This is a genomic window from Peptoniphilus sp. DNF00840, from assembly GCF_001553125.1.
Lineage (GTDB): Bacteria > Bacillota > Clostridia > Tissierellales > Peptoniphilaceae > Peptoniphilus_A > Peptoniphilus_A vaginalis.
This window is the reverse complement of the sequence record NZ_KQ960186.1, coordinates 26,012-47,628: the sequence shown is the minus strand read 5'-3', so window position 1 is coordinate 47,628 and position 21,617 is coordinate 26,012. Positions and strand designations below refer to the sequence as shown.

Annotated in this window: 20 protein-coding genes and 2 pseudogenes; all 22 read left to right on the top strand. The window is 32.7% G+C overall.

Going from position 1 to position 21,617, the window contains the following annotated elements:
• Positions 1-486: 486 nt before the first annotated feature.
• The 22 genes and pseudogenes from rsxC (at position 487) to HMPREF1864_RS00440 (ending at position 21,615) form a co-directional block, all read left to right on the top strand.
• Positions 487-1,821, top strand: coding sequence for an electron transport complex subunit RsxC (rsxC, locus tag HMPREF1864_RS00535; RefSeq protein ID WP_062570893.1), 1,335 nt, complete (start codon positions 487-489; stop codon positions 1,819-1,821).
• An 11-nt stretch (positions 1,822-1,832) separates the two neighbouring features.
• Complete coding sequence (locus HMPREF1864_RS00530) at positions 1,833-2,837, top strand: RnfABCDGE type electron transport complex subunit D (RefSeq protein WP_062570892.1); 1,005 nt, start codon at positions 1,833-1,835, stop codon at positions 2,835-2,837.
• Positions 2,838-3,422 (top strand): FMN-binding protein, encoded by a 585-nt coding sequence (locus tag HMPREF1864_RS00525; protein ID WP_062570891.1) that lies wholly within the window; start codon positions 2,838-2,840, stop codon positions 3,420-3,422. It abuts the gene before it with no gap.
• Between the two features lie 11 nt (positions 3,423-3,433).
• Complete coding sequence (gene rsxE, locus HMPREF1864_RS00520) at positions 3,434-4,030, top strand: electron transport complex subunit RsxE (RefSeq protein ID WP_062570890.1); 597 nt, start codon at positions 3,434-3,436, stop codon at positions 4,028-4,030.
• Positions 4,030-4,608: an electron transport complex subunit RsxA gene (gene rsxA, locus HMPREF1864_RS00515; RefSeq protein WP_060799671.1), complete on the top strand. Its 579-nt coding sequence runs from the start codon at positions 4,030-4,032 to the stop codon at positions 4,606-4,608. Before rsxE ends, rsxA begins: the two co-directional genes overlap by 1 nt.
• Before the next feature lie 9 nt (positions 4,609-4,617).
• Entirely contained in the window at positions 4,618-5,535 is a 918-nt protein-coding gene (locus HMPREF1864_RS00510; protein WP_062570889.1) for an RnfABCDGE type electron transport complex subunit B, read from the top strand.
• A 428-nt stretch (positions 5,536-5,963) separates the two neighbouring features.
• Positions 5,964-6,737 (top strand): annotated as a pseudogene (locus HMPREF1864_RS00505) (type I restriction-modification system subunit M); the annotation flags it as partial.
• A gap of 110 nt (positions 6,738-6,847) precedes the next feature.
• Positions 6,848-7,693 (top strand): KilA-N domain-containing protein, encoded by an 846-nt coding sequence (locus HMPREF1864_RS00500; protein WP_062570888.1) that lies wholly within the window; start codon positions 6,848-6,850, stop codon positions 7,691-7,693.
• Between the two features lie 235 nt (positions 7,694-7,928).
• Positions 7,929-9,404: a DUF5677 domain-containing protein gene (locus tag HMPREF1864_RS00495; protein WP_062570887.1), complete on the top strand. Its 1,476-nt coding sequence runs from the start codon at positions 7,929-7,931 to the stop codon at positions 9,402-9,404.
• On the top strand, positions 9,379-10,476 hold the full coding sequence (locus HMPREF1864_RS00490; RefSeq protein WP_062570886.1) for a hypothetical protein: 1,098 nt from the start codon (positions 9,379-9,381) through the stop codon (positions 10,474-10,476). The genes HMPREF1864_RS00495 and HMPREF1864_RS00490 overlap by 26 nt, the downstream gene beginning before the upstream one ends.
• A gap of 97 nt (positions 10,477-10,573) precedes the next feature.
• A complete protein-coding gene (locus tag HMPREF1864_RS08790; RefSeq protein WP_369817823.1) occupies positions 10,574-10,969 on the top strand; it encodes a GNAT family N-acetyltransferase in 396 nt (131 codons plus the stop codon).
• A 3-nt stretch (positions 10,970-10,972) separates the two neighbouring features.
• A complete protein-coding gene (locus tag HMPREF1864_RS08465) occupies positions 10,973-11,110 on the top strand; it encodes a hypothetical protein (RefSeq protein ID WP_156435942.1) in 138 nt (45 codons plus the stop codon).
• A gap of 256 nt (positions 11,111-11,366) precedes the next feature.
• The gene (locus HMPREF1864_RS00485) at positions 11,367-11,612 is read left to right on the top strand and encodes a hypothetical protein (RefSeq protein ID WP_062570885.1); all 246 of its coding nucleotides are present in this window, start codon (positions 11,367-11,369) and stop codon (positions 11,610-11,612) included.
• Positions 11,613-11,693: 81 nt separating this feature from the next.
• Positions 11,694-12,467, top strand: a complete 774-nt coding sequence (locus tag HMPREF1864_RS00480) for a replication initiator protein A (RefSeq protein WP_062570884.1) — start codon at positions 11,694-11,696, stop codon at positions 12,465-12,467.
• Complete coding sequence (locus HMPREF1864_RS00475) at positions 12,464-13,291, top strand: ATP-binding protein (protein WP_062570883.1); 828 nt, start codon at positions 12,464-12,466, stop codon at positions 13,289-13,291. The genes HMPREF1864_RS00480 and HMPREF1864_RS00475 overlap by 4 nt, the downstream gene beginning before the upstream one ends.
• Positions 13,284-13,769: a PcfB family protein gene (locus HMPREF1864_RS00470; protein ID WP_062570882.1), complete on the top strand. Its 486-nt coding sequence runs from the start codon at positions 13,284-13,286 to the stop codon at positions 13,767-13,769. Before HMPREF1864_RS00475 ends, HMPREF1864_RS00470 begins: the two co-directional genes overlap by 8 nt.
• Positions 13,766-14,500: a BRO family protein gene (locus tag HMPREF1864_RS00465; protein WP_062570881.1), complete on the top strand. Its 735-nt coding sequence runs from the start codon at positions 13,766-13,768 to the stop codon at positions 14,498-14,500. The genes HMPREF1864_RS00470 and HMPREF1864_RS00465 overlap by 4 nt, the downstream gene beginning before the upstream one ends.
• Positions 14,493-15,488, top strand: a pseudogene (locus tag HMPREF1864_RS00460) (type IV secretory system conjugative DNA transfer family protein); the annotation flags it as partial. The gene HMPREF1864_RS00465 and the pseudogene HMPREF1864_RS00460, both read left to right, overlap by 8 nt.
• Before the next feature lie 96 nt (positions 15,489-15,584).
• Positions 15,585-17,423, top strand: a complete 1,839-nt coding sequence (locus tag HMPREF1864_RS00455; protein ID WP_062570880.1) for a recombinase family protein — start codon at positions 15,585-15,587, stop codon at positions 17,421-17,423.
• Positions 17,424-17,498: 75 nt separating this feature from the next.
• A complete protein-coding gene (locus HMPREF1864_RS00450) occupies positions 17,499-18,071 on the top strand; it encodes a TetR/AcrR family transcriptional regulator (RefSeq protein ID WP_000079886.1) in 573 nt (190 codons plus the stop codon).
• 102 nt (positions 18,072-18,173) lie between these two features.
• Positions 18,174-19,913, top strand: a complete 1,740-nt coding sequence (locus tag HMPREF1864_RS00445) for an ABC transporter ATP-binding protein (protein ID WP_062570879.1) — start codon at positions 18,174-18,176, stop codon at positions 19,911-19,913.
• On the top strand, positions 19,906-21,615 hold the full coding sequence (locus HMPREF1864_RS00440) for an ABC transporter ATP-binding protein (protein WP_000488165.1): 1,710 nt from the start codon (positions 19,906-19,908) through the stop codon (positions 21,613-21,615). The genes HMPREF1864_RS00445 and HMPREF1864_RS00440 overlap by 8 nt, the downstream gene beginning before the upstream one ends.
• Positions 21,616-21,617: the final 2 nt, after the last annotated feature.

Genomic DNA, 21,617 nt, shown 5'->3' with positions numbered 1-21,617 from the left:
TCGCATTTAATTTTACAACTTATTAATTAAAAAATATAAGATGAAAAAATTTATTGAGGCTAGACTTAGGTCTGGTCTCTTTAAATTTATAATGTAAGCGACCTCCTACTTGTGAGGTCGCTTTCTTATATATATTTTACAATAGACACAAAATAAAAAAAATTTTTTGATTTCTTAAGTTAATGAAATGAAAAAAGTATTTTTTATCAAGATTTCTCTTGCAATAAATAATTAATTTTACTTGAATTATAAGGATTTAAGCTACTTGAAAAAGTCTAATAGTGAAATAAAATAAAGTTTTTTATAAATTTATTTTTGATAAGGAATATCAAAAATTGAGCATTAAGAATGACCATTTTTAAATGATGATAAAGATTTCCTAAATTGAGTTTTTTAAGTATAATAATGTACTTTAATAAAATTTGGTGTTATAATTATAACAAATGGTAAAAAAATAGGCTTATGCCAATTAAGGGGTGAAGTTTTATGAGTTCAAGAAATCTCACTTTTTCCGTAGGTGGAGTTCACATGGACGAACACAAAACTTTGACAGAAAAAATAGCAATTGAAAGGATGCCAAGTCCAAAGATTGCCTACATACCTATGTCACAACACATTGGAGCGCCATGCTCACCTCTTGTGTCTAAGGGCGATTCTGTTAAGGTTGGTCAAATTGTTGGGAATTCTGATGCTTTTATTTCAGCAGCTATACACTCTTCTGTATCAGGTACAGTTAAAGAGATTAAAAAAATGTATACAGCTGATGGAAGGTATTGTGATTGCGTCGTTATCGAAAACGATGGCAAGGATGAAATGACTGATGACCTTAAATCTTTTAAGGATTATAAAGATCATCCAATTGACGATTTAATTCCTTTTATTAAAGAAAAGGGAATCGTAGGAATGGGGGGAGCTGGTTTCCCACTTCACGCAAAGCTAAAGAGTGAAGATCCAGCTTTAGATGAATGTATAATCAATGGAGCAGAATGTGAGCCTTTCCTTACATGTGACCATAGAATTATGCTAGAAAAAACTAAGGAAATATTAGAAGGTCTTGATATCTTCTCATACTACTACAACAAGGAAGCTTCTTATATGGCAATTGAAGAAAATAAACCTGATGCAATTGCTAAGATGGAAGAAGTTATTAAAGAAAATCCTAATTGGAATCACTTAAAGGTTGTTGGATGCCAAACTAAGTATCCACAAGGTGATTCAAAGAGACTTTCTGAAGCTGTAGTTGGCAGAATTGTTCCACAAAATGGTGTAACAAATGATGTTGGAGTATTCCTAACAAATGTTGGTACTACTCTAGCCTTCTACGAAGCTATGATCGAAGGTAAGCCTTCCTATGAAAGAGTTATAACTGTTTCTGGTTCTGGTATTAAGGAACCTAAGAATATTCTCGTTAAAATTGGTACTCCTGTGGGAGATATCCTAGACTTCTGTGGAGGAGTTAAGGACAACTTCAAGGAAATCATCTGTGGCGGTCCTATGACTGGTAAGTCAGTATTTAATCTTGACTCTCCAGTTACAAAGACTACTTCTGGTATCTTGGTTTTCACTGAAGAAGAAGTCACAGAAAGAATTGAGTCTCCTTGCATTAGATGTTCAAGATGTGTTGACCACTGTCCAGCTCATATAAATCCAACTGATATTAATCATGCGATATTAAAGGGCGATGTGGATATATGTATGGCTCTTCACGCTGACCAATGTATGGAATGTGGTATATGTTCCTTTGTATGTCCAGCTAAGAGACATCTTACAGCATCTATTAAATTAGCTAAACGAGAAATCAGAGCTAATCAAAAGAGATAGGAGGGATCAATTTGGAAAATAATAAAATTAATAAGGATCCAATGACAGTAAATGAGGCACGCTTCGTTTCACTTGCTCCTCATATTAGATCAAATGACACTGTTAGAAAGATTATGCTTGATGTTATTATTGCACTTGTTCCAGCGATGATTGCTTCTGTTTATTTCTTTGGAACAAGGGCTATAGCTCTTTTGGCAGTATGTGTTGGCTCTTGTGTATTTACTGAACTTATTACACAAAAATGCCTAAAGAAAACTGTACAAATCGCTGATTTATCTGCTGTTGTTACAGGGATACTGATTGCACTTAATATGCCTCAGTCTTTCCCGCTATGGATGGCAGCTTTCGGATCAGTTTTTTCAATATTAGTAGTTAAGGAATGTTTTGGTGGTATTGGATTTAACTTTATGAATCCAGCCCTTGCAGCAAGACTTGTACTTATGACATCTTGGCCAAAACAAATTACAGATTATATTTCACCAGAATTATTGAAGCAAGGTCTTACAACATCATCTGCAACAATGGATGGTATGTCCTATGCAACACCTCTTCAAATAATTGCTTCTGGCGATTTTTCAAATCTTCCATCAATGGGAGATATGTTTATGGGAAATATTGGTGGTGTAATAGGAGAAACTTCTGCAATTGCACTTCTAATTGGTTTTGTTTACCTAGTAGCAAGAAAGGTAATCTCTTGGGAAATTCCAGTTATTTATGTTGCTACAACTGCAATATGTCTATTTGTTCTTGGAATCCCAATGGAACTTGTACCTTATGAACTACTTGCAGGTGGTTTATTACTTGGTGCCATCTTTATGGCGACTGACTACACTACAAACCCAATAAACAGAAAGGGAAGAATTATATTTGCCCTTGGTTGCGGTATCTTAACGGCAGTAATTAGGGTTAAGGCATCACTTCCTGAAGGTGTTTCATACGCAATATGTCTTATGAACCTCGCAACACCATTAATTGACAAACTTACAGTATCAAGTGCATATGGGGAGGCGAAGTAAATGAAAGAACCAGTAAAATTTGGAATAATACTTTTAGTATTCTGTGCCCTATCAGCAGGCCTACTTGCAGCTGTAAATAGTTTTACGGCTCCAGTAATTGCAGAAACTGAACTTAAAAATACACTTGCATCCTATGAAGTTATTTTTGGTGATAATGCAGATAGTTTCGAAGAATACGATCAAGCTAAATTAAATGCAATAAAAGAAAAATATCCAAACATCGAAAAAATCTTTGTTGCCAAAAAGGGACAAGATGTTGTTGGATATGGTGTAAACGTAAAATCAAATGGTTATGGTGGAGCCATGGTTAACGCCATCGGATTTCTACTAGACGGCGACAAAATCGCTGGATTTAGAAATATATCCAATGGAGAAACAAGTGGATTTGGTTCCAGAATCACAACTGATGAATACTATCCATCCTACGAAGGCAAGTCTGCTACAGGTCCATTAAAACTTTCTAAGGATCCAAAGGCTGATGATGAAGTTATGTGGCTTACATCAGCAACAATTTCTTCTAAGGGAGCCCTTGCAGGTTCCAACTATGCCATAAAAGTTTATGACGAAGTTTTAAAGAATGAATAAGGAGGTTTAAAATGAAATTATCTAAAGTATTTTTAGACGGTGCTTTCAAAAACAATCCTGTATTCATACAACTTATAGGACTTTGTTCAACACTGGCTATTACAAACAGTTTAACAAACTCACTAGCAATGGGTATAGCGGTTACCTTCGTACTTATAATGAGTAACGGTGTAGTATCTGCCCTTAGAAAAGTAATTCCTGATAAAATAAGAATTCCTTGCTTTATCGTAGTAATTGCAACTTTCGTAACATTAGTACAAATGATCCTTCAAGCATACGCCCAATCAATTTATGCAGCACTTGGTATCTTCCTACCATTAATCGTAGTAAACTGCTGTATACTTGGTGAAGCAGAAGGTTTCGCCTACAAGAATAAACTTATCCCATCAATAGTTGACGGAATAGGAACAGGAGTAGGCTACACAATAGCAGTTCTTTCAATGGGACTTGTACGTGAATTCTTCGGTTACGGAACACTATTTGGAAAGAATATTCTTCCAGAAGCCTATCCAGGAATTGGAATTATGGGAGCTCCAGCAGGTGCCTTCATACTTCTTGGATTCTTAATAGCAGGATTTAAAATATTATTAAATAGGAGGGCAGACTGATGTTAGAAAGTATTTTAACTATTTTAATCTCAACAATACTTGTAAATAACTATGTTTTTGCTCAGTTCTTAGGAATATGTCCCTTCTTAGGTGTATCTTCCAAGACAGAGACTGCCCTTGGAATGGGAATAGCCGTAACCTTTGTAGTTGTACTTGCATCTGCAATAACATGGCTAATTCAAATTTTTGTATTAGATAAATTTGGACTTGAGTATTTACAAACAATTGCATTTATACTTGTAATTGCATCCCTAGTACAATTTGTAGAAATGTTTATTAAGAAGTCATCACCTTCACTTTATCAAGCCATGGGTGTTTACCTTCCACTAATTACTACAAACTGCGTTGTACTTGGTGTAACAGTATTAAACGTACAAAACGGATATAACTTAATAGAAACAATCTTTAGCGGATTTGGAGCTTCTATAGGCTTCACACTAGCTTTAGTATTAATAGCAGCCCTAAGAGAAAAACTTATGCTAGCAGATGTACCTAAAGCACTTCAAGGTGTTCCTATTGCACTTGTGAGTGCTGGTCTTATGGCGATAGCATTCTCAGGTTTCGGCGGATTGGTATAGGAGGTAATTATGGAACTAAGTACAATACTTACCCCAGTAGTCTTTTTAGGAATTGCGGGAGCCTTCTTTGGAGTAGTGCTCTCCATTGCATCAAAGGTATTTTATGTAGAAGTTGATCCCAAGGTAGCAGAAGTTAGAGAAGCCCTTCCAGGAGCAAACTGTGGAGCCTGTGGTTTCCCAGGTTGTGATGGACTTGCAGAAGCAATCGCCTCTGGCAAAGCACCAGTAAATGGTTGCGTAATTGGTGGTGCAGACACAGCAGAAAAAGTCAGCCACATAATGGGTGTCAATGCAGGAAATGTTGATAGAAATGTTGCCGTAGTTCACTGTCAAGGTAGCTGCAATAAGGCAAAAAATAAATACGACTACAATGACCTAGTTGACTGTAGACTTATAGCCGACTACCAACAAGGTGCAAAAGCTTGTAACTTTGGTTGCTGTGGTGGAGGAACTTGCGTAAGCGTATGTGAATTCGACGCCATCCATATGGTTAACGGAGTAGCAGTAGTTGACAAGGAAAAATGTGTAGCTTGTATGAAGTGTATCAACATTTGTCCAAAGAAAATTATTTCTCTAAGACCTTACAAATCAAAAACAGTTGTAGAATGTAAGTCACTTGACTCAGGTAAAGTTGTAAGGACAAATTGTAGCATTGGTTGTATAGGATGTGGCATCTGTGAAAAGAACTGTCCTAAGGATGCAATCCATGTAGAAAACAACCTAGCATCAATAGACTATAGCAAGTGTATCAACTGTGGAATTTGTGTTTCAAAATGTCCAACAGGAGCAATCTATTGCGAATATCCTGAAAGAGTGGAAAAGATGAAACAAAAGGAAAAAGAAAAGAAAGAAAAAGAAAGACAAGCAAAACTTGCAGAAGCCCAAGCAAAAAAAGCTGAAGCAGAAAAAGAAAAAGTTAATGCTTAAACTTTAAAATTCAAATTTCAACTTCAAATCAAAACTGTCGTGTGAAAGCGGCAGTTTTTTTGTGTTCAATTTTATAAATTGAAAAAATCAAAATTTTTTTGTAAGTAAGAAGCGAAGAAGAAAGAGGAATGAAGAGAGAGGAATAAAGAGATAAGAGAGAAGCAAGAAGTAATAATAAAGGAAGGAGCAAGAAGCAATGAAGCAAGAAGTAAAGAGAAAGAAACAATTAAGTAAGGAGTAAGAAGCAAAAAGTTAAAGAGTAAAGACTAATAAGTTAGAAAGAAATTATTAGATAGCAAACATTTTCTTTGTAAGAAAGACCTAAAAATGATATCCTATTTATGTATAAGGACTTTTAAATACTTTTATAAGAAGTCACACAAAACAAAATAATAAAAGATGAAAAATAAATAAGAGAGGTAAGATAAATGGCTGATAAGATAAAAGAAAACTTAGAGACAGTACAAAGAGCAGAGCTCCATAGAAAAATATGGGCAATAGCTGACGATGTTAGAGGAGCAGTAGACGGCTGGGACTTCAAACAATACATATTAGGAATTTTATTTTACAGATTCATTTCAGAAAACATTACAGAATTTTTTAACGAAGCAGAACGTGAAGCAGGAGATTTGGAATTTGACTACGCAGAAATTTCAGATGAAGAAGCAGAGCAAGACTTTAGACCAAACACAGTAGAAGATAAGGGTTTCTTTATCTTGCCAAGTCAACTATTTAAAAATGTAGTAAAGACAGCAAAAAATAATGAAAACTTGAATACAGACCTAGCAAATATATTTAAAGACATTGAGGGAAGTGCTGTAGGTTTTCAATCAGAAGATGATATCAAAGGACTCTTCGAAGACGTAGACACAAGAAGCAACAAACTAGGCGGAACAGTAGCAGAGAAAAACAAAAGACTATGTGACATATTAACAGGGATTGATAAGATAAACTTTGGAGACTTCAAAGATAACGACATAGATGCTTTTGGAGATGCCTACGAATATTTAATTTCTAACTACGCAAGCAATGCAGGTAAGTCAGGTGGAGAATTCTTCACACCACAAACAGTATCAAAACTCTTGGCAAGGCTTGTAATGGAAGGCAAGACAAAGATCAACAAGGTCTATGATCCTACATGCGGGTTTCGTGTCATAATAATGACACAGGCAAATAGTCAAGTAAATACAAGGGTTTTAGAGCTTCTACCAAAGTTTAAAATCAAAAAAATGAATTGTTGGTGTGCTGTTTAGAGCAGTTATTACGAAAATAAATGTTGTAAACAGTACATCAGCATAAAGGAGGAACTCACATGTCTAAGGTGAAAAAAGACACGATCCAAGCAAAAGGTTTTGCTATTCAAATTTATACTGAAGACTTTAAAAATGACTATATAAGTCTAACGGATATTGCAAGATACAAAAATGTGCATGAACCTAAAGATGTTGTTAAAAACTGGCTAAGAGTAAGAGATACAATTGAATTCCTTGGTCTCTGGGAGACTATTCACAATCCTAATTTTAAAGGGGTCGAATTCGACTCCTTTAGAAAGGAAGCAGGAACAAATGCATTTACATTATCACCTCAAAGATGGATTGAAAATACAAATGCGATCGGTATTGTTTCTAAATCTGGGAGAGGCGGAGGAACGTTCGCTCATCCTGATATAGCAATGGAATTTGCTTCATGGATTTCAGCAGAGTTTAAGCTCTATTTAATCCAAGACTACAAAAGGCTTAAGTCAGATGAAAATTCTAAGCTATCATTAGGTTGGAATTTGAATAGAGAAATTTCTAAGATTAACTATAAAATCCATACAGATGCAATCAAAGAATATCTATTAAAAGATCTTACCAACGAACAGTTATCATATAAATATGCAAGTGAAGCAGATATGCTCAATGTTGCCTTATTTAATAAGCGGGCAAAACAGTGGCGTGAAGAAAATCCAGATTTGAAAGGTAATATGAGGGACTATGCAAGTCTGAATGAGTTACTGGTGCTTGCCAATATGGAAAGCTATAATGCAATTCTTATCGGTAAAGGTATGGAACAAAAGGAAAGGATGATAGAAGTTAGAAAACTTGCAAGAACACAATTGATATCACTTGAAAAACTTGGTAATAGTGGTATTAAAAAATTAGAGGGAAAGAAATAATTATTTTAAGTAATTAATAGATAAATTATGATTTATAAGTGTTGATATTGCTATACGACTTTCGACCTGGGTATAGTGTAATAATTATGACAGTGGCAAATAGTAGCAATGAACACGGGGTTTTAAGCCCTCTACTAGAGAAATAAAACATGAATTGATGTATTTTTAGGTTAATTATGCATATAATCTTTGATTAAAGTATTTGAAATTTGGAAAGGAGGGAGAGAGCATATTGATGAGAAATAGTAAATTATCTGAACATACTTTTAGCAAGGGAAGATTTATAACACCATTAAATTCTTTGCCGTTGATGCAAGAATTAGAGGATGAAAAATCATGGACATATGGTAGAATGCCTGAGTATATTTGGATTGGTCTGATTTTGAAATATTTTGGTAGAGAAGAAGGGTTGAAAAAATCATATTATATCATTTCTAAAATTCATAATGTAGCTCCAGATTTATACACAGTAAGATTGTCACAGATATTAAAGCTAGATATGAATATACAAGAGGAGATCTATGAATATATTATTTCCTTAGGAGTTAAGGATGCAATTTCACCGTTAACTATTTTTCTTACAGATAGTCAAGCCCCAGTTTTTGCTAAATACTTTTATAATTCTAAACAAGGTATTGGAGATAGATGTAAAGCAATAGTTGAAACTATGAGTGAAATAATGGATCATCAGTCTAATGAAGCAACTGATATAAGATTTGTAGCATTATATTTCAATCTACTTTCGGGGAAAATGCATCTATTGAAAGAACAAGTAAATCTACTGATATCATATCCAGCATCAAAGCACATTGATGAAATAATGCGGATGGCTCGCCCAACAGTTCGTTCTTTAGAAATGATGATTTTAACTTTTGAAAATACCGATTCTGAGTATTTAACAGGTTTTTGGAGGTGTGTAAGTGAAATGACAGAATGTGATATATTTGTTATTAATTTTCCAGAGGAAAATAGAAGTATAACAGCATACATGGAGAGTTTGCATGAAGTATTTGTTTATCTTTCAGAATTGCTTATTGCATCTAATATGCTTGATGAAAAAATGAAGGTTTTGCTTGGACTAGCAACATATTCTTATAAGCGTTTAAAAGAAATATATAGACATCAATTATTTAATTCCATCTCTGGAAGAAGTTGTGTACGTGTTTTAATAGAAGATTATATTATGATGAAATATCTAATTAAAAATGAAGCCTTTCATGAAAATCTCTGGCGTGATTATCAGTTATATGGTATGGGATTGTACAAGTTAGTTTTGGCCAGACACAGAGAAAGTGACTGCTTGGAAGAATCTCACTTTGATGAAAAATATATTGAGGCACTAGTTAATGAATTTAAGGGAGAGGAATTTATTAATATGGATACAAGATACTTTGATAAACAAAATATAAGGTATAAGGCTGAAAGTGTTAATGAGAAGAGCCTTTTTGGTCTATATTATGATTATGACTCTTCTTTTGAACATGGCTTATGGGGAGCAATTCGTGAATCATCGCTTTTAAAGTGTAATAATCCTGCTCATAAATATCATTGTGTTCCAGATATTGAAGATGAGATAGTGCTAAAGACTGTTTTACCAGATTGCGTGATGATTATGAATAAAACGATATTATTTCTAAATGAACTTTATGGTATACCAGAACAGCTACTAAATGAGGTTATAAACTATGAACTCAAACCTATTATTAAATAAAATTCATTTAATTCAAATAGAATATAAGAAATTACTTGTATCACTTTTACCAAAATTGAAAAGTGGCTATGCTCCAGAAGCACTAGATGAAATAAATTTGTTTTGGATACGACGTATAGAGGAGGTAAAGCTGTATCTAAAGAATTGGTTCCCAGGTAAAAACAGTTATGTCTTCACAGCTGCTACGTTCATGGATTTTGATGATAATGAGCACTTACCATTTCTTCTGATGGGGAATAAGCATATTCTAGATGATCCACTGAGCAAATATTCATTAATACGAAGTGAAATGTCAGAAGGGAAGGATGCTGATTTTTTATACAAACAAATAAGTGTGACTGCAGAAGATAATCTAAAGGTGCTAGAAAATATTCATAATGAAATTCTTATATTGCCATTGAGACTTCTTAATCAATCGAATGACCAAAAAGTTTTTGAGAAAACTGGAGAACAAGCATTCGTTAGTCTTTTTAATGGCATTTATAGTTTGAATGAATATTTTGAAAAATGTAACAGTATTGATGATATTATTCATTTCGCTCGTGACGATATTGAAAGATTAGTAATGTTTTCTGAGGATGATGATGTAATGTTAGATTTTAAAGAAAGATTTAGGATTGCTTTGAGAGATACAAAATATATGGTAGATCCTAATAGGCCAGACTCATATAACTTTTTTATGCTTGTATTTGGATTTATACAACAAGCACTAGATATCATTGTATCATGTGTGGAATACGAATGTATCCCATATATTAGATATCCTGTTTCTTTGCATTATATATCCATGCTGTCTCAGAGTATGCTTGACATTGAACATGTCATAATGCTTCGCTTTAGGATGAATGTTGGTTTTGTTGTTTATAAACTTTGTGATAAGAGTAAACTTGATAGTGTTTGTTTGGAGGATTTTCTTGAAAAAAATAAGATATATAATTTTAACGATAAGCTGTTTAATGCTATCGCTAAGTATAAAATTAATGAGAAAAACTTCTTTAAGCACAAAATTACTCAGTTGGCTACTGATGAATTAGATGCGTTTTATAATTTTTTATCCGGAGAAATCAATTAGTGAGGTGAAAATGGAGAAAAAAGAATATTTAAAGAATCCAACAGATGCTTTTGCTTTATAATTTTGGAAAACATGTAACTTTAAAACTCCTGCTCATATAAAAGTTCTTAATGAAAATGAGTTTAATCAGATTTTACTTGAAACATATACTGATGAAGTCTATTTTAAGTTAGTTCATTATCTATATGATGTAGAAAAACAGATTATTTCTGATAAATTTATATTTGCTAAATCTAGCACTGAGGATTTTGTAAATCACATAAATTCATGCCATGAGGACGAGGTATTAACAGTTAGTGAATTAGAATTCTATAAAAAGAAACCAGTTTATGATGAAGAGCTACGGATCTGTTTATATGATAAGAAAAATGATGCTATAGTTGCTACAGGTATTGCTGAATTTGATGATGAGATTAAAGAAGGTTACATAGATTGGATTCAAGTATCTGAACAATATAGAAGGCAATGTCTGGGCAAGGCTATTGTTTATTAACTGTTGAGAAGATTTAAAGAGAAGACTAGCTTTGTAACAGTTTCAGGAAGGATAAATAATAAAACAAAGCCAGAAAAACTATATGAAAGTTGTGGCTTCGAAGATAAAGTTTTATGGCATATTCTTATGGAGAAAGACTAATAGTCCACCTGAATATATAGAAAATTTAGTATCTGTAAGTGTTGATATTGCTATAAGACTTAACATCCGGGTTTCGTGTCATAATAGTGATAGAGGCAAATAGTTATGTAAATATAAGGAGTTCAAGACTTCTACCAAAGTTTAAAACTCAAAAAATAAATAGTTGGTGTGCTGCTTAGAGTATCCATTTTAATAATGGGTATTGTAAATAGCATACCAATATAAATAAGGATTATAAATTTTATAAGGAGGATGTATGGATTGTATAGAAGCTCATAAGTATTCTTTTGCAAATAAAACTATGCTTAAAAATGAAATGAAGTGTGGTTGTTTTTACTGTTGTAAAATCTTTTCTCCAAGTGAAATAGAAGATTGGTGTGAAGATGAACCAGATTGGACAGCTATTTGTCCATATTGTGGGATTGACTCTGTGATAGGAGAATCTATTGGATATCCACTAACAAAAGAGTCGTTAGAAAAAATGCACAAAGAATGGTTTTAGTAAAAATTTAATATGTAAATTTTAGACGATAGAAAGTAATAATTCTGTCGTCTTTTTTTATTTCACAGAAAGGAGGTAAAGATGAATTTTGATTATTTTTATAATAGGCAATCTGAGATGTATAACTTCATTAGGTTACCTATGGTATTAATGGAAGATGAAGTTTTTGAGAGCATTTCTATTGAAGCTAAAGTTTTGTATTCATATATGCTTAATCGAATGGGTCTTTCATATAAAAACGGCTGGATAGATGAAGATGGAAAAGTCTTTATTTACTACACAATTGAAAGTATAAAAGATCAATTTAATTGTGCAAGTGAAAAAGCAAATAAATTAATAGCTGAACTTGATATTAAATCAGGAATAGGATTGATTGAAAAGAAAAGACAAGGACTTGGAAAGCCTAACAGAATTTATGTTAAAGACTTTATGAGCATATTTAATAATATGGAATTAAAAAATCAAGAAGTTCGAAAAACAAAATTCCAGACTTTCGATAATCGAAATTCAAGAGATTCGATTATCGAAAGTCAAGATTTTCGAAAATCGGAAGGTAACTATAACAATATTAGTAATAATGAGTTAAGAAAGAATGATTTTAATAAAGGGCAAAAGCCTTATGGAATATATAAAAATATATTTTTGACTGATGAAGAATATAAGGACTTAACAAATGAGTTAGGAAGCAGAATTAGTGAATACATTGATAGGCTCTCGTCTTATATGAAAGCAAATAACAGAGTTTATCAAGATCACAAGGCAACGATAATTAATTGGTATCTTAATGATCAGGCAAAAAATATTAATGACAATTCAACAAGAAAAATGAATTACGATGTAGGAGAGAGTTTATGAAAAACTTAAAAAATTTTGTATTAAGAGAAAATGATATTGAAAGAAATGGACATATCTATTGCAAGGTATGTGGTAAAAGAGTCGATGGAGAATTACTTGACCTTGGATTTACAAAGTTTATTCCAAGAATTAAATGTGAATGTGAAATAAAGAGAGATAAGGAAAACGAAGAAAGAGAAAGATTAATGAGAATATCGTCGCTAAAAAGAGATTGCTTCTCATCGCCTATTCAACACCAATATTATTTTGAGAAATACTTAAATGAAAAAGGTCAAGCTTATAAAGTTGCTTACAATTACGCCAAAAGCTTTGAACAAATGAAGGAAGACAATGTTGGACTTTTATTTTATGGAGATGTTGGTAGTGGAAAGACTTATCTTGCTTGTTCAATTGCAAATGAACTAATCGAACGAAAACAAGTTAGAGTTAAAATTATGAATTTATCTCAGGTTATAAATCAAATACAAAAATCAGCATTTAAGCTAGATTCAAATGAAATTATAGATAACCTATCTAATATTCCTTTATTAATATTAGATGACCTTGGAATTGAAAGAGATACATCTTATGCAAGAGAACAAGTATATAACATTATAAACTCAAGATACTTAAAGGGTAGGCCGACAATTTTTACTACAAACTTATCATTGGAAATTATTCAAAATCCTAATATTGACCTTGAGTATCAGAGGATATATTCAAGAATACTTGAAATGACAATACCAGTTAAAGTTACAGGAGAAGATTTTAGAAGAAAAATCCATCAGGAGAAGTTAAGAAAATACAAAGAGTTACTTTTATATGGAGGTGGAATAGATGATTAATGAAGAAGTATCAAGGTCAAGTCTTAATCTTGAAGTAAGACTTGCAAAAGCAACAAGTAAAGCAGTTCTTGATGCCTTAAAGAAAGTACACAAGCAAATAGAAGAACAAGGAGGCTTGAAAAATGTAATAAAAAATAACGGAGAAGAAGTAAGGCTAAAGGATATGGTTAAAAAGGGACAGTTAGAAGAAATTAATCTAAAAGATCCTGAGTTAAAAGAACTAAAGAAGATTTTAAATAAACACGGAGTGAAGTTTTCTGTTATGAAAGATAAGGAAACTGGTAACCACTCTGTGTTTTTTCAATCTAAGGATATAAAGGTAATGGAACACGCCTTTAAAAAAGCAGTTAAGGCTTCTGAAAGAAAGGCCGATAGAAAAGATTCAATAACGAAGACAATAAATAAGTTTAAAGATATGGCTAAAGACACCATCAGCAAAGATAAAGTTAAAAATAAGCATAAGGAGCAAAGCTTATGATAAGTAATTTAAAAACATTTGAAAATAAGAATTTTGGGAAACTCACTGTTATAGAAAAAGACGGTGAGTTTTTCTTTATAGCTAATGAAGTAGCAACTATGTTAGGATATGTCAATCCGAGGAAAGCTGTTTATGACCATGTAGATGAGGAAGATAAGGGTGTAACGAAATGGAACACCCCTGGAGGTATACAGAATATTTCAATAATTAACGAATCAGGATTGTATTCACTTATCCTTTCATCAAAACTACCACAAGCAAAAATATTCAAAGCTTGGGTAACGAGAGAAGTCTTACCGAGTATTAGAAAAAATGGAGGATATATAGCGGGGCAAGAAAAGAAAACTAATGAAGATCTACTTGCAGATGCAATTCTAGTAGCCAATAGAATTATTGCCGAAAGAGAAGAAGAGATTGAAGAATTAAGACCAAAGGCAGATTATTATGACAAATTAGTAGATTATAACCTACTTACAAACTTTAGAAATACTGCCATAGAGTTAGGAATACCACAAAATCAATTTATAAGTTTTTTAATGGATAAGGGATTAATTTATAGAGATAAGAAAAAGAAACTCTTACCTTATGCAGAAAAGAACAAGGGATATTTTGAAGTAAAAGAATGGGTTGATCCACTAGGTACACTTGTAGGAATACAAACATTTATAACACCAAAGGGAAGACACTATCTACTAATTTTATTAGATAGTGAAGGTTTCTACGATGAATAAGATATTAGAAGCCATTCTTTCTGATATTAAAAACCTAATTAAAATAGACAACCCAAAGAAATTTATATTATCAAACATTCCTTATTTATCATTTTTCTACATTGGAAATATCATTTCTAAGCACATCAATTCTTATGTAGGAGGAGATATTATTGATAGAATAATGGTGGGAATTTCTGATATAGGAACTTTATCTTATATACCAAGCCTTAATCCAAGGGACTTGTTAGTAGGTATTTCAGTTGCTACTCTTGTTAGGTTAATTGTTTATGGCAAAGGAAAAAATAAAAAGAAATATAGGCAAGGTAAGGAATATGGATCTGCAAGATGGGGAGAAAGCAAGGATATTGCTCCATATATTGACCCTAAGTTTGAAAATAATGTACTAATAACTAATACTGAAAGACTTACAATGAACTCAAGACCTAAAGACCCTAAATATGCTAGAAATAAAAATGTATTAGTAATAGGTGGTTCTGGATCAGGTAAGACAAGATTTTATGTAAAGCCCAATCTAATGCAAATGCACTCTTCCTATGTAGTAACAGACCCTAAAGGCACACTTGTGTTAGAGTGTGGAAAAATGCTTTATGAAAATGGATATGACATAAAGATATTAAACACAATAAACTTTAAAAAATCTATGAAATACAATCCATTTGCATATTTGAGAAGTGAAAAAGATATTTTAAAGCTTGTCCAAACAATTATTGCTAACACCAAGGGAGATGGAGAAAAGGCAGGAGAAGATTTTTGGGTAAAGGCTGAAAAGTTATATTACACTGCCCTCATCGGTTATATCTATTATGAAGCACCAGAAGAAGAAAAGAACTTTAAGACACTTTTGGATATGATTGACGCAAGTGAGGTTAGAGAAGATGACGAAACCTATATGAACCCAATTGATAGGCTCTTTGAAGCTCTTGAAAAGAAAGACCCTACTCATTTTGCGGTTAAGCAATATAAGAAATATAAGCTTGCAGCTGGAGTAATAGAATTAAGGAGAACACTTAATCACTATTTTAGTGAAATATGTACTTCTTAATTCTTTTTTTATTGAAAAATTAAGAGAAAGGGGGTAAAAATGAGGAATTTTGAAAAGATAACAGCACTCTATGAAAGATTAAGTCGTGATGATGAACTGCAAGGAGAAAGTAACTCTATCATCAATCAGAAAAAAATATTGGAAGAATACGCAAGCAAAAATAACCTGTCAAACATTATTCACTTTACAGATGACGGAATCAGCGGAACACAGTTTGACAGACCGGGATTTATGGCAATGATGAACGGAGTCAATCAAGGAAATATTGGTTGTATCATTGTAAAAGATATGAGCAGACTTGGCAGAGATTATCTCAAAGTCGGTCAATGTATGGAGATACTAAGACAAAAGGGCGTAAGACTAATCGCTATCAATGATAATGTAGATAGTTTTTACAGAGAAGATGATTTTACTCCATTTAGAAATATCATGAATGAATGGTATGCAAGAGATACATCAAGAAAAATACAATCGACTTTCAGGTCAAAAGGCGAAAGTGGGAAACATACGGCAAGCACACCGCCTTATGGCTATATCAAAGATGAAAAAGATAAAAATAAGTGGATAGTAGATGAAAAAGCAGCCGAAGTAGTAAGACGAATATTCAATATGACCATGCAAGGCAATGGTCCGTATCGAATAGCAAAGATATTGGAGAGTGAAAAAGTAGATATACCCGCCTATCATCAACAGAAATTAGGTTATGGACTATATCAAAGCAAAAACTTTGAACATCCCTATCGTTGGTGCAGCTCAACCATAGCAAGCATTTTAAAGAAACAGGAATACTTAGGACATACAGTCAATTTCAAAACAAGAAAGCACTTCAAGGACAAAAAAAGCAAATATGTATCCGAGGATAACTGGCTTATTTTTGAAAATACACACGAGCCAATCATAGACCAAGAAACCTTTGATAATGTGCAAAGGATAAGAGGAAATGTAAAAAGGTATCCTGACGGTTGGGGCGAATATCACCCACTCACAGGACTGATGTATTGTGCAGATTGTGGGAGCAAGATGTATGTTCATAGAACAAGCAACTATAAGAATATTCCCTATTACACTTGCAGTGCCTATACCAAAACCCCTTGCGGCACACTTTGTCCATCAGCACACAGAATAAAAGCAGAAGCAGTCTTAAACCTTATTAGGGAAACACTAAAAGATATTAAAAAATACCTTAATGAAGATAATGAAGCCTTTATCCGTTCCATTCAAAATGAAATGGAAGAAAAGGAAAAAATAGAGATAGAAAAGAAACGCACAAGGCTTATTGACAGCAAAGGAAGATTACAGGAATTAGAAAGACTGATGTGTCGTATCTATGAAGATATGATCCTTAACAAAATACCAAATAGCAGATATGAAATACTAAATAACCAATATGAAACGGAGCAGATAACTTTAAGTAAAGAAATTAAGGATTTGGAGCAGCAGGTATCAAGATATGAAAAAGAAACAGACAGAGCTAAAAAATTTATATCTCTTATCAGTCGTTATGAAAACTTTGATGAACTTACAACCACAATGATAAATGAGTTTGTAGAAAAGATTGTCGTACATGAAAGAGATAGAAAAGGAAGTCAGACATCAAAGCAAAAGATAGAAATTTACTTTAATTTCATAGGCAATTATGAACTGCCACAGGCGGAGTTAAGTGATGAAGAAAAACAAAAACTTGAGGAAGAAGAAAGAAAAATAAAGAAAAGAAAAGACAAGCTACATCAAAATTACCTGAAACGAAAAGCAAGCGGAAAACAGAAAGAGTATGAAGATAAATATAAGGCAAGGAGAGAACAGAAGAAACAGGAGAAAATAAAGGTTTTGAAAAGAGTGGGGATACCGGTGAGTGAGTATATAAAAACAAATATTTAAACCTATCTTGACAAATATTGAATTTTGATTTATTATTAAATATATATTCAGTATTGTAATAGAAAGAGGTGTGCTATGGCACAAGTGTTAAAAGAAGAAGTTAGAAATAGAATACTCGAAGCAGCAGAAAAAGTATTTTATAAAAAGGATTATAGAGGTGCCAAATTAACAGAAATTGCAAAAGAAGCAGATATTCCTGTGGCACTCATTTATACCTATTTCAAAAATAAGGAAGTTTTGTTTGATGCAGTAGTAAGTTCTGTTTATATAAACTTCGAGTCAGCTTTTAATGAGGAAGAATCTTTGGAAAAAGGTTCTGCTTCTGAAAGGTTTGATGAGGTTGGAGAAAATTATATTCATGAACTTTTAAAAGATCGTAAGAAGTTAATTATTTTAATGGATAAAAGCTCAGGTACAAAGCATACAGAAGCAAAACAAAAACTCATATCACAAATGCAGGTTCATATTGAAGTAAGTTTAAAAAGACAATCGAAACAGGAATATGATCCAATGCTTGCCCATATTTTAGCCAGTAACTTTACAGAGGGACTTCTTGAAATAGCAAGGCATTATCAAAGTGAAAAGTGGGCAAAAGATATGCTAAAACTTATTGCAAGGTGTTATTACAAGGGAGTGGAATCCCTATAATCAGCATAAAAAATAGACTTTGCGTAATCAGCAAAGTCTTACTTTAAACCATAATACTGAATTAAAATTCAATATTATTCAATTTTGAAAGGAGAGTTGTTCATGCCGGAAAAAGAATTAAGAAAAAAAGTGATTGGGAAAAACGGTTTATCCAATTCACTTCTTGCTTTAAAAATAGTATTTGATTTGATACCACAAATCTTACTCGTATATTTGATTAGTTCTTTAATTACAAACAATATTAACGAAGGTAATTTAAAGTATATATTTTTGGGAATCTTTATATCGTTTGTATTAAAAGGAATGTTTTATTATTTTGCAACAAAGGTTGCCCATGAGAAAGCATACGAAAAATTAACAGAACTTAGGTTAGATATTATCGGTCATCTGAAAAAACTAAGTTTGGGATTCTTTAAAGAACATAATACAGGAGAGCTTACCAACATTGTCCAACATGATGTAGAACAAGTGGAAGTATATCTTGCTCATGGTCTCCCTGAAATAATGTCAGTTACACTTCTGCCTACCATTATTTTTGTAGCTATGATTTTTGTGGATTGGCGTCTTGCTCTTGGGATGATTGCCGGAGTTCCACTCATGTATTTGGTAAAAGTTCTTTCACAGAAAACAATGGATAAAAACTTTGCGATTTACTTCAATCATGAAAACAGAATGAGAGAAGAGCTAATGGAATATGTAAAAAATATTTCTGTGATTAAGGCTTTTGCTAAAGAAGAGGAAATTAGTGAAAGAACATTAAAAACGGCAAGAGAATATATTTACTGGGTTAAAAAGAGCATGGGGATGGTTACAATTCCAATGGGACTCATTGACATATTTATGGAAATTGGAGTGGTTATTGTCATGATTTTGGGAAGCATATTTCTTTATCATGGAAATATTACAACGCCTAATTTTATCCTTGCCATTATTTTATCGTCTGCTTTTACTGCTTCTATAAGTAAGACAGCTACATTGCAACATTTTTCTATTGTGTTTAAGGAAGCGTTAAAGGCGATAGGGAAAGTATTAACAGTTCCACTTCCAAACAAAAAGACAGAACAAGGTTTAGAATTTGGAAACATAGAATTTAAAGATGTGAATTTTGCATACGGAAAAGATAGCTTTGAGCTTAAAAATATCAATTTGAATTTTAAGAAAAATAGTTTGAACGCCTTTGTAGGAGCAAGCGGTTGTGGAAAGAGTACGGTATCTAATTTGCTTATGGGATTTTGGGATGCAGATGAAGGACAAATACTGATAAATGGAAAAGATATAAAAGAATATAGTCAAGAAAATATCTCAATGCTGATTGGTAGTGTGCAACAAGAAGTTATCCTTTTTGACTTAAGTATTTTTGAAAATATAGCAATTGGAAAACTAAATGCAACAAAAGAAGAAGTCATAGAAGCTGCTAAAAAAGCAAGATGCCATAATTTTATTTCAGCATTGCCAAATGGATATGAAACACGAGTAGGTGAAATGGGAGTTAAGTTATCCGGTGGAGAAAAACAAAGAATCTCTATAGCAAGAATGATACTGAAAAATGCACCGATTTTAATATTAGATGAAGCAATGGCGGCTGTTGATAGTGAAAATGAAAGACTTATCGGCGAAGCAATTGACGATTTAAGCAAGGATAAAACCATCATTACAATTGCTCATCATCTAAATACGATTAGAGATTCAGATCAAATTATTGTTATGGATAAAGGCCTTGTTCTTGATGCAGGAAGCCATGAAGAGCTGATGAAAAGATGTGATTTTTATAAGGATATGGTTGAAGCACAGAACAAGGTAGATAGATGGAATTTGAAAGAGGTGGTAACAGAAAATGTTTAGAGAAATGTTAAAACTACTTACAAAAACTGGCAAGAGAGATTTGATTATATCGAGTGTATTCTTTGCCCTTTATGGACTAAGCTCCATAGCTATGATTGTGATCGTATTTTCTATACTGTTCCAAATATTCGATGGAACGAGCTTAGCAAGTCTATATAAATATTTTATTGCGATTGGATTACTTGTAGTGTTCAAAGGTATTTGTAATATGGTTGCAGATATGAAAAAGCATAGTGCAGGTTTTGATATTGTTCAGCAAATAAGAGAACGCATGATTATCAAATTAAAAAAATTCAGCTTAGGATTTTATACCAACGAAAGACTGGGCGAGATCAATACAATTTTACACAAAGATGTTGATAATATGTCCCTTGTTGTAGGACACATGTGGTCAAGAATGTTTGGTGATTTTTTGATAGGTGCAGTCGTATTTGTTGGTCTTGCAAGTATTGATTTCAAACTTGCTATTATTATGGCTGTATCTGTTCCGATTGCACTTATCTTTCTATATCTGACAATTAAGCAATCTGAAAAAATAGAAAATCAGAACAACTCAGCACTTCTTGATATGGTTAGCTTATTTGTTGAATATGTTAGAGGAATACCTGTACTAAAGAGTTTTTCAAACAATAAGAGCTTAGATAATGAGCTTATGAACAAAACGAAAAAGTTCGGAGAAACAAGTAAAGCAGCTTCAAGATTCAAGGCAAAACAGTTATCTATATTTGGTTTTTTACTGGATATTGGATATTTAGTTCTTTTAATTGCAGGAGCAATACTTGTTATAAAGGGAAATCTCGATGTGCTTAATTTTATTATCTTTGCGGTAATTTCAAAAGAGTTTTATAAGCCGTTCGCTTCTATGGAACAACACTATATGTACTATGTTTCGGCGGTAGATAGTTACGAAAGACTTTCAAGAATTTTATATGCAGATGTAATCCCGGATAAAGTGAATGGAATTGTTCCGAAAGATAATGATATAGCTTTTGAAAACATAGATTTTTCCTATGAAAAAGATGAATTTAAAATGGAAAAATTGAGTTTTTCTATTGCTGAAAAAACAATGACAGCCTTAGTTGGAGAATCAGGTAGTGGAAAGACTACTATAACAAACTTACTTCTAAGATTTTATGATGTGCATAAAGGGAAAATTACACTCGGAGGAACTGATATAAGGGATATTCCTTATGATGAGCTTTTGGATCGTATCAGTATTGTCATGCAAAATGTTCAACTATTCGATAACACGATTGAAGAAAATATTAGAGTAGGTAAAAAAGGAGCTACAAAAGAGGAAATCATTAAAGCTGCAAAGAAGGCAAGGATACATGATTTCATTATGAGCTTACCAAAAGGTTATGAAACTGATATTGGCGAAAATGGAGGAATTTTATCAGGTGGACAAAGACAAAGAATATCTATTGCAAGAGCTTTTCTAAAAGATGCACCGATTTTAATTCTTGATGAAATGACAAGTAATGTTGATCCTGTAAACGAATCTTTGATACAGGATGCTATTACAGAACTTGCAAAGAATAGAACTGTACTTGTAGTGGCTCATCATTTAAAAACAATTCAAAAAGCTGACCAAATTCTCGTATTTCAAAAAGGAAATTTACTTGAAAAAGGAAAGCATGGCGAACTTCTTGCAAAAAATGGTTACTACACAAAATTATGGAAAGCTCAGTATGAGGTATAACC

Excerpts from the sequence above, each read along its gene's own strand:
- HMPREF1864_RS00485 (WP_062570885.1), top strand. The coding sequence starts at position 11,367 with ATGGATTGTATAGAAGCTCATAAGTATTCTTTTGCAAATAAAACTATG.
- HMPREF1864_RS00470 (WP_062570882.1), top strand. The coding sequence starts at position 13,284 with ATGATTAATGAAGAAGTATCAAGGTCAAGTCTTAATCTTGAAGTAAGA.
- HMPREF1864_RS00525 (WP_062570891.1), top strand. The coding sequence starts at position 2,838 with ATGAAAGAACCAGTAAAATTTGGAATAATACTTTTAGTATTCTGTGCC.
- HMPREF1864_RS00450 (WP_000079886.1), top strand. The coding sequence starts at position 17,499 with ATGGCACAAGTGTTAAAAGAAGAAGTTAGAAATAGAATACTCGAAGCA.
- HMPREF1864_RS00465 (WP_062570881.1), top strand. The coding sequence starts at position 13,766 with ATGATAAGTAATTTAAAAACATTTGAAAATAAGAATTTTGGGAAACTC.
- HMPREF1864_RS00445 (WP_062570879.1), top strand. The coding sequence starts at position 18,174 with ATGCCGGAAAAAGAATTAAGAAAAAAAGTGATTGGGAAAAACGGTTTA.
- rsxE (WP_062570890.1), top strand. The coding sequence starts at position 3,434 with ATGAAATTATCTAAAGTATTTTTAGACGGTGCTTTCAAAAACAATCCT.
- HMPREF1864_RS00475 (WP_062570883.1), top strand. The coding sequence starts at position 12,464 with ATGAAAAACTTAAAAAATTTTGTATTAAGAGAAAATGATATTGAAAGA.
- HMPREF1864_RS00495 (WP_062570887.1), top strand. The coding sequence starts at position 7,929 with ATGAGAAATAGTAAATTATCTGAACATACTTTTAGCAAGGGAAGATTT.
- rsxC (WP_062570893.1), top strand. The coding sequence starts at position 487 with ATGAGTTCAAGAAATCTCACTTTTTCCGTAGGTGGAGTTCACATGGAC.
- rsxA (WP_060799671.1), top strand. The coding sequence starts at position 4,030 with ATGTTAGAAAGTATTTTAACTATTTTAATCTCAACAATACTTGTAAAT.
- HMPREF1864_RS00455 (WP_062570880.1), top strand. The coding sequence starts at position 15,585 with ATGAGGAATTTTGAAAAGATAACAGCACTCTATGAAAGATTAAGTCGT.
- HMPREF1864_RS00510 (WP_062570889.1), top strand. The coding sequence starts at position 4,618 with ATGGAACTAAGTACAATACTTACCCCAGTAGTCTTTTTAGGAATTGCG.
- HMPREF1864_RS00490 (WP_062570886.1), top strand. The coding sequence starts at position 9,379 with ATGAACTCAAACCTATTATTAAATAAAATTCATTTAATTCAAATAGAA.
- HMPREF1864_RS00500 (WP_062570888.1), top strand. The coding sequence starts at position 6,848 with ATGTCTAAGGTGAAAAAAGACACGATCCAAGCAAAAGGTTTTGCTATT.
- HMPREF1864_RS00480 (WP_062570884.1), top strand. The coding sequence starts at position 11,694 with ATGAATTTTGATTATTTTTATAATAGGCAATCTGAGATGTATAACTTC.
- HMPREF1864_RS00440 (WP_000488165.1), top strand. The coding sequence starts at position 19,906 with ATGTTTAGAGAAATGTTAAAACTACTTACAAAAACTGGCAAGAGAGAT.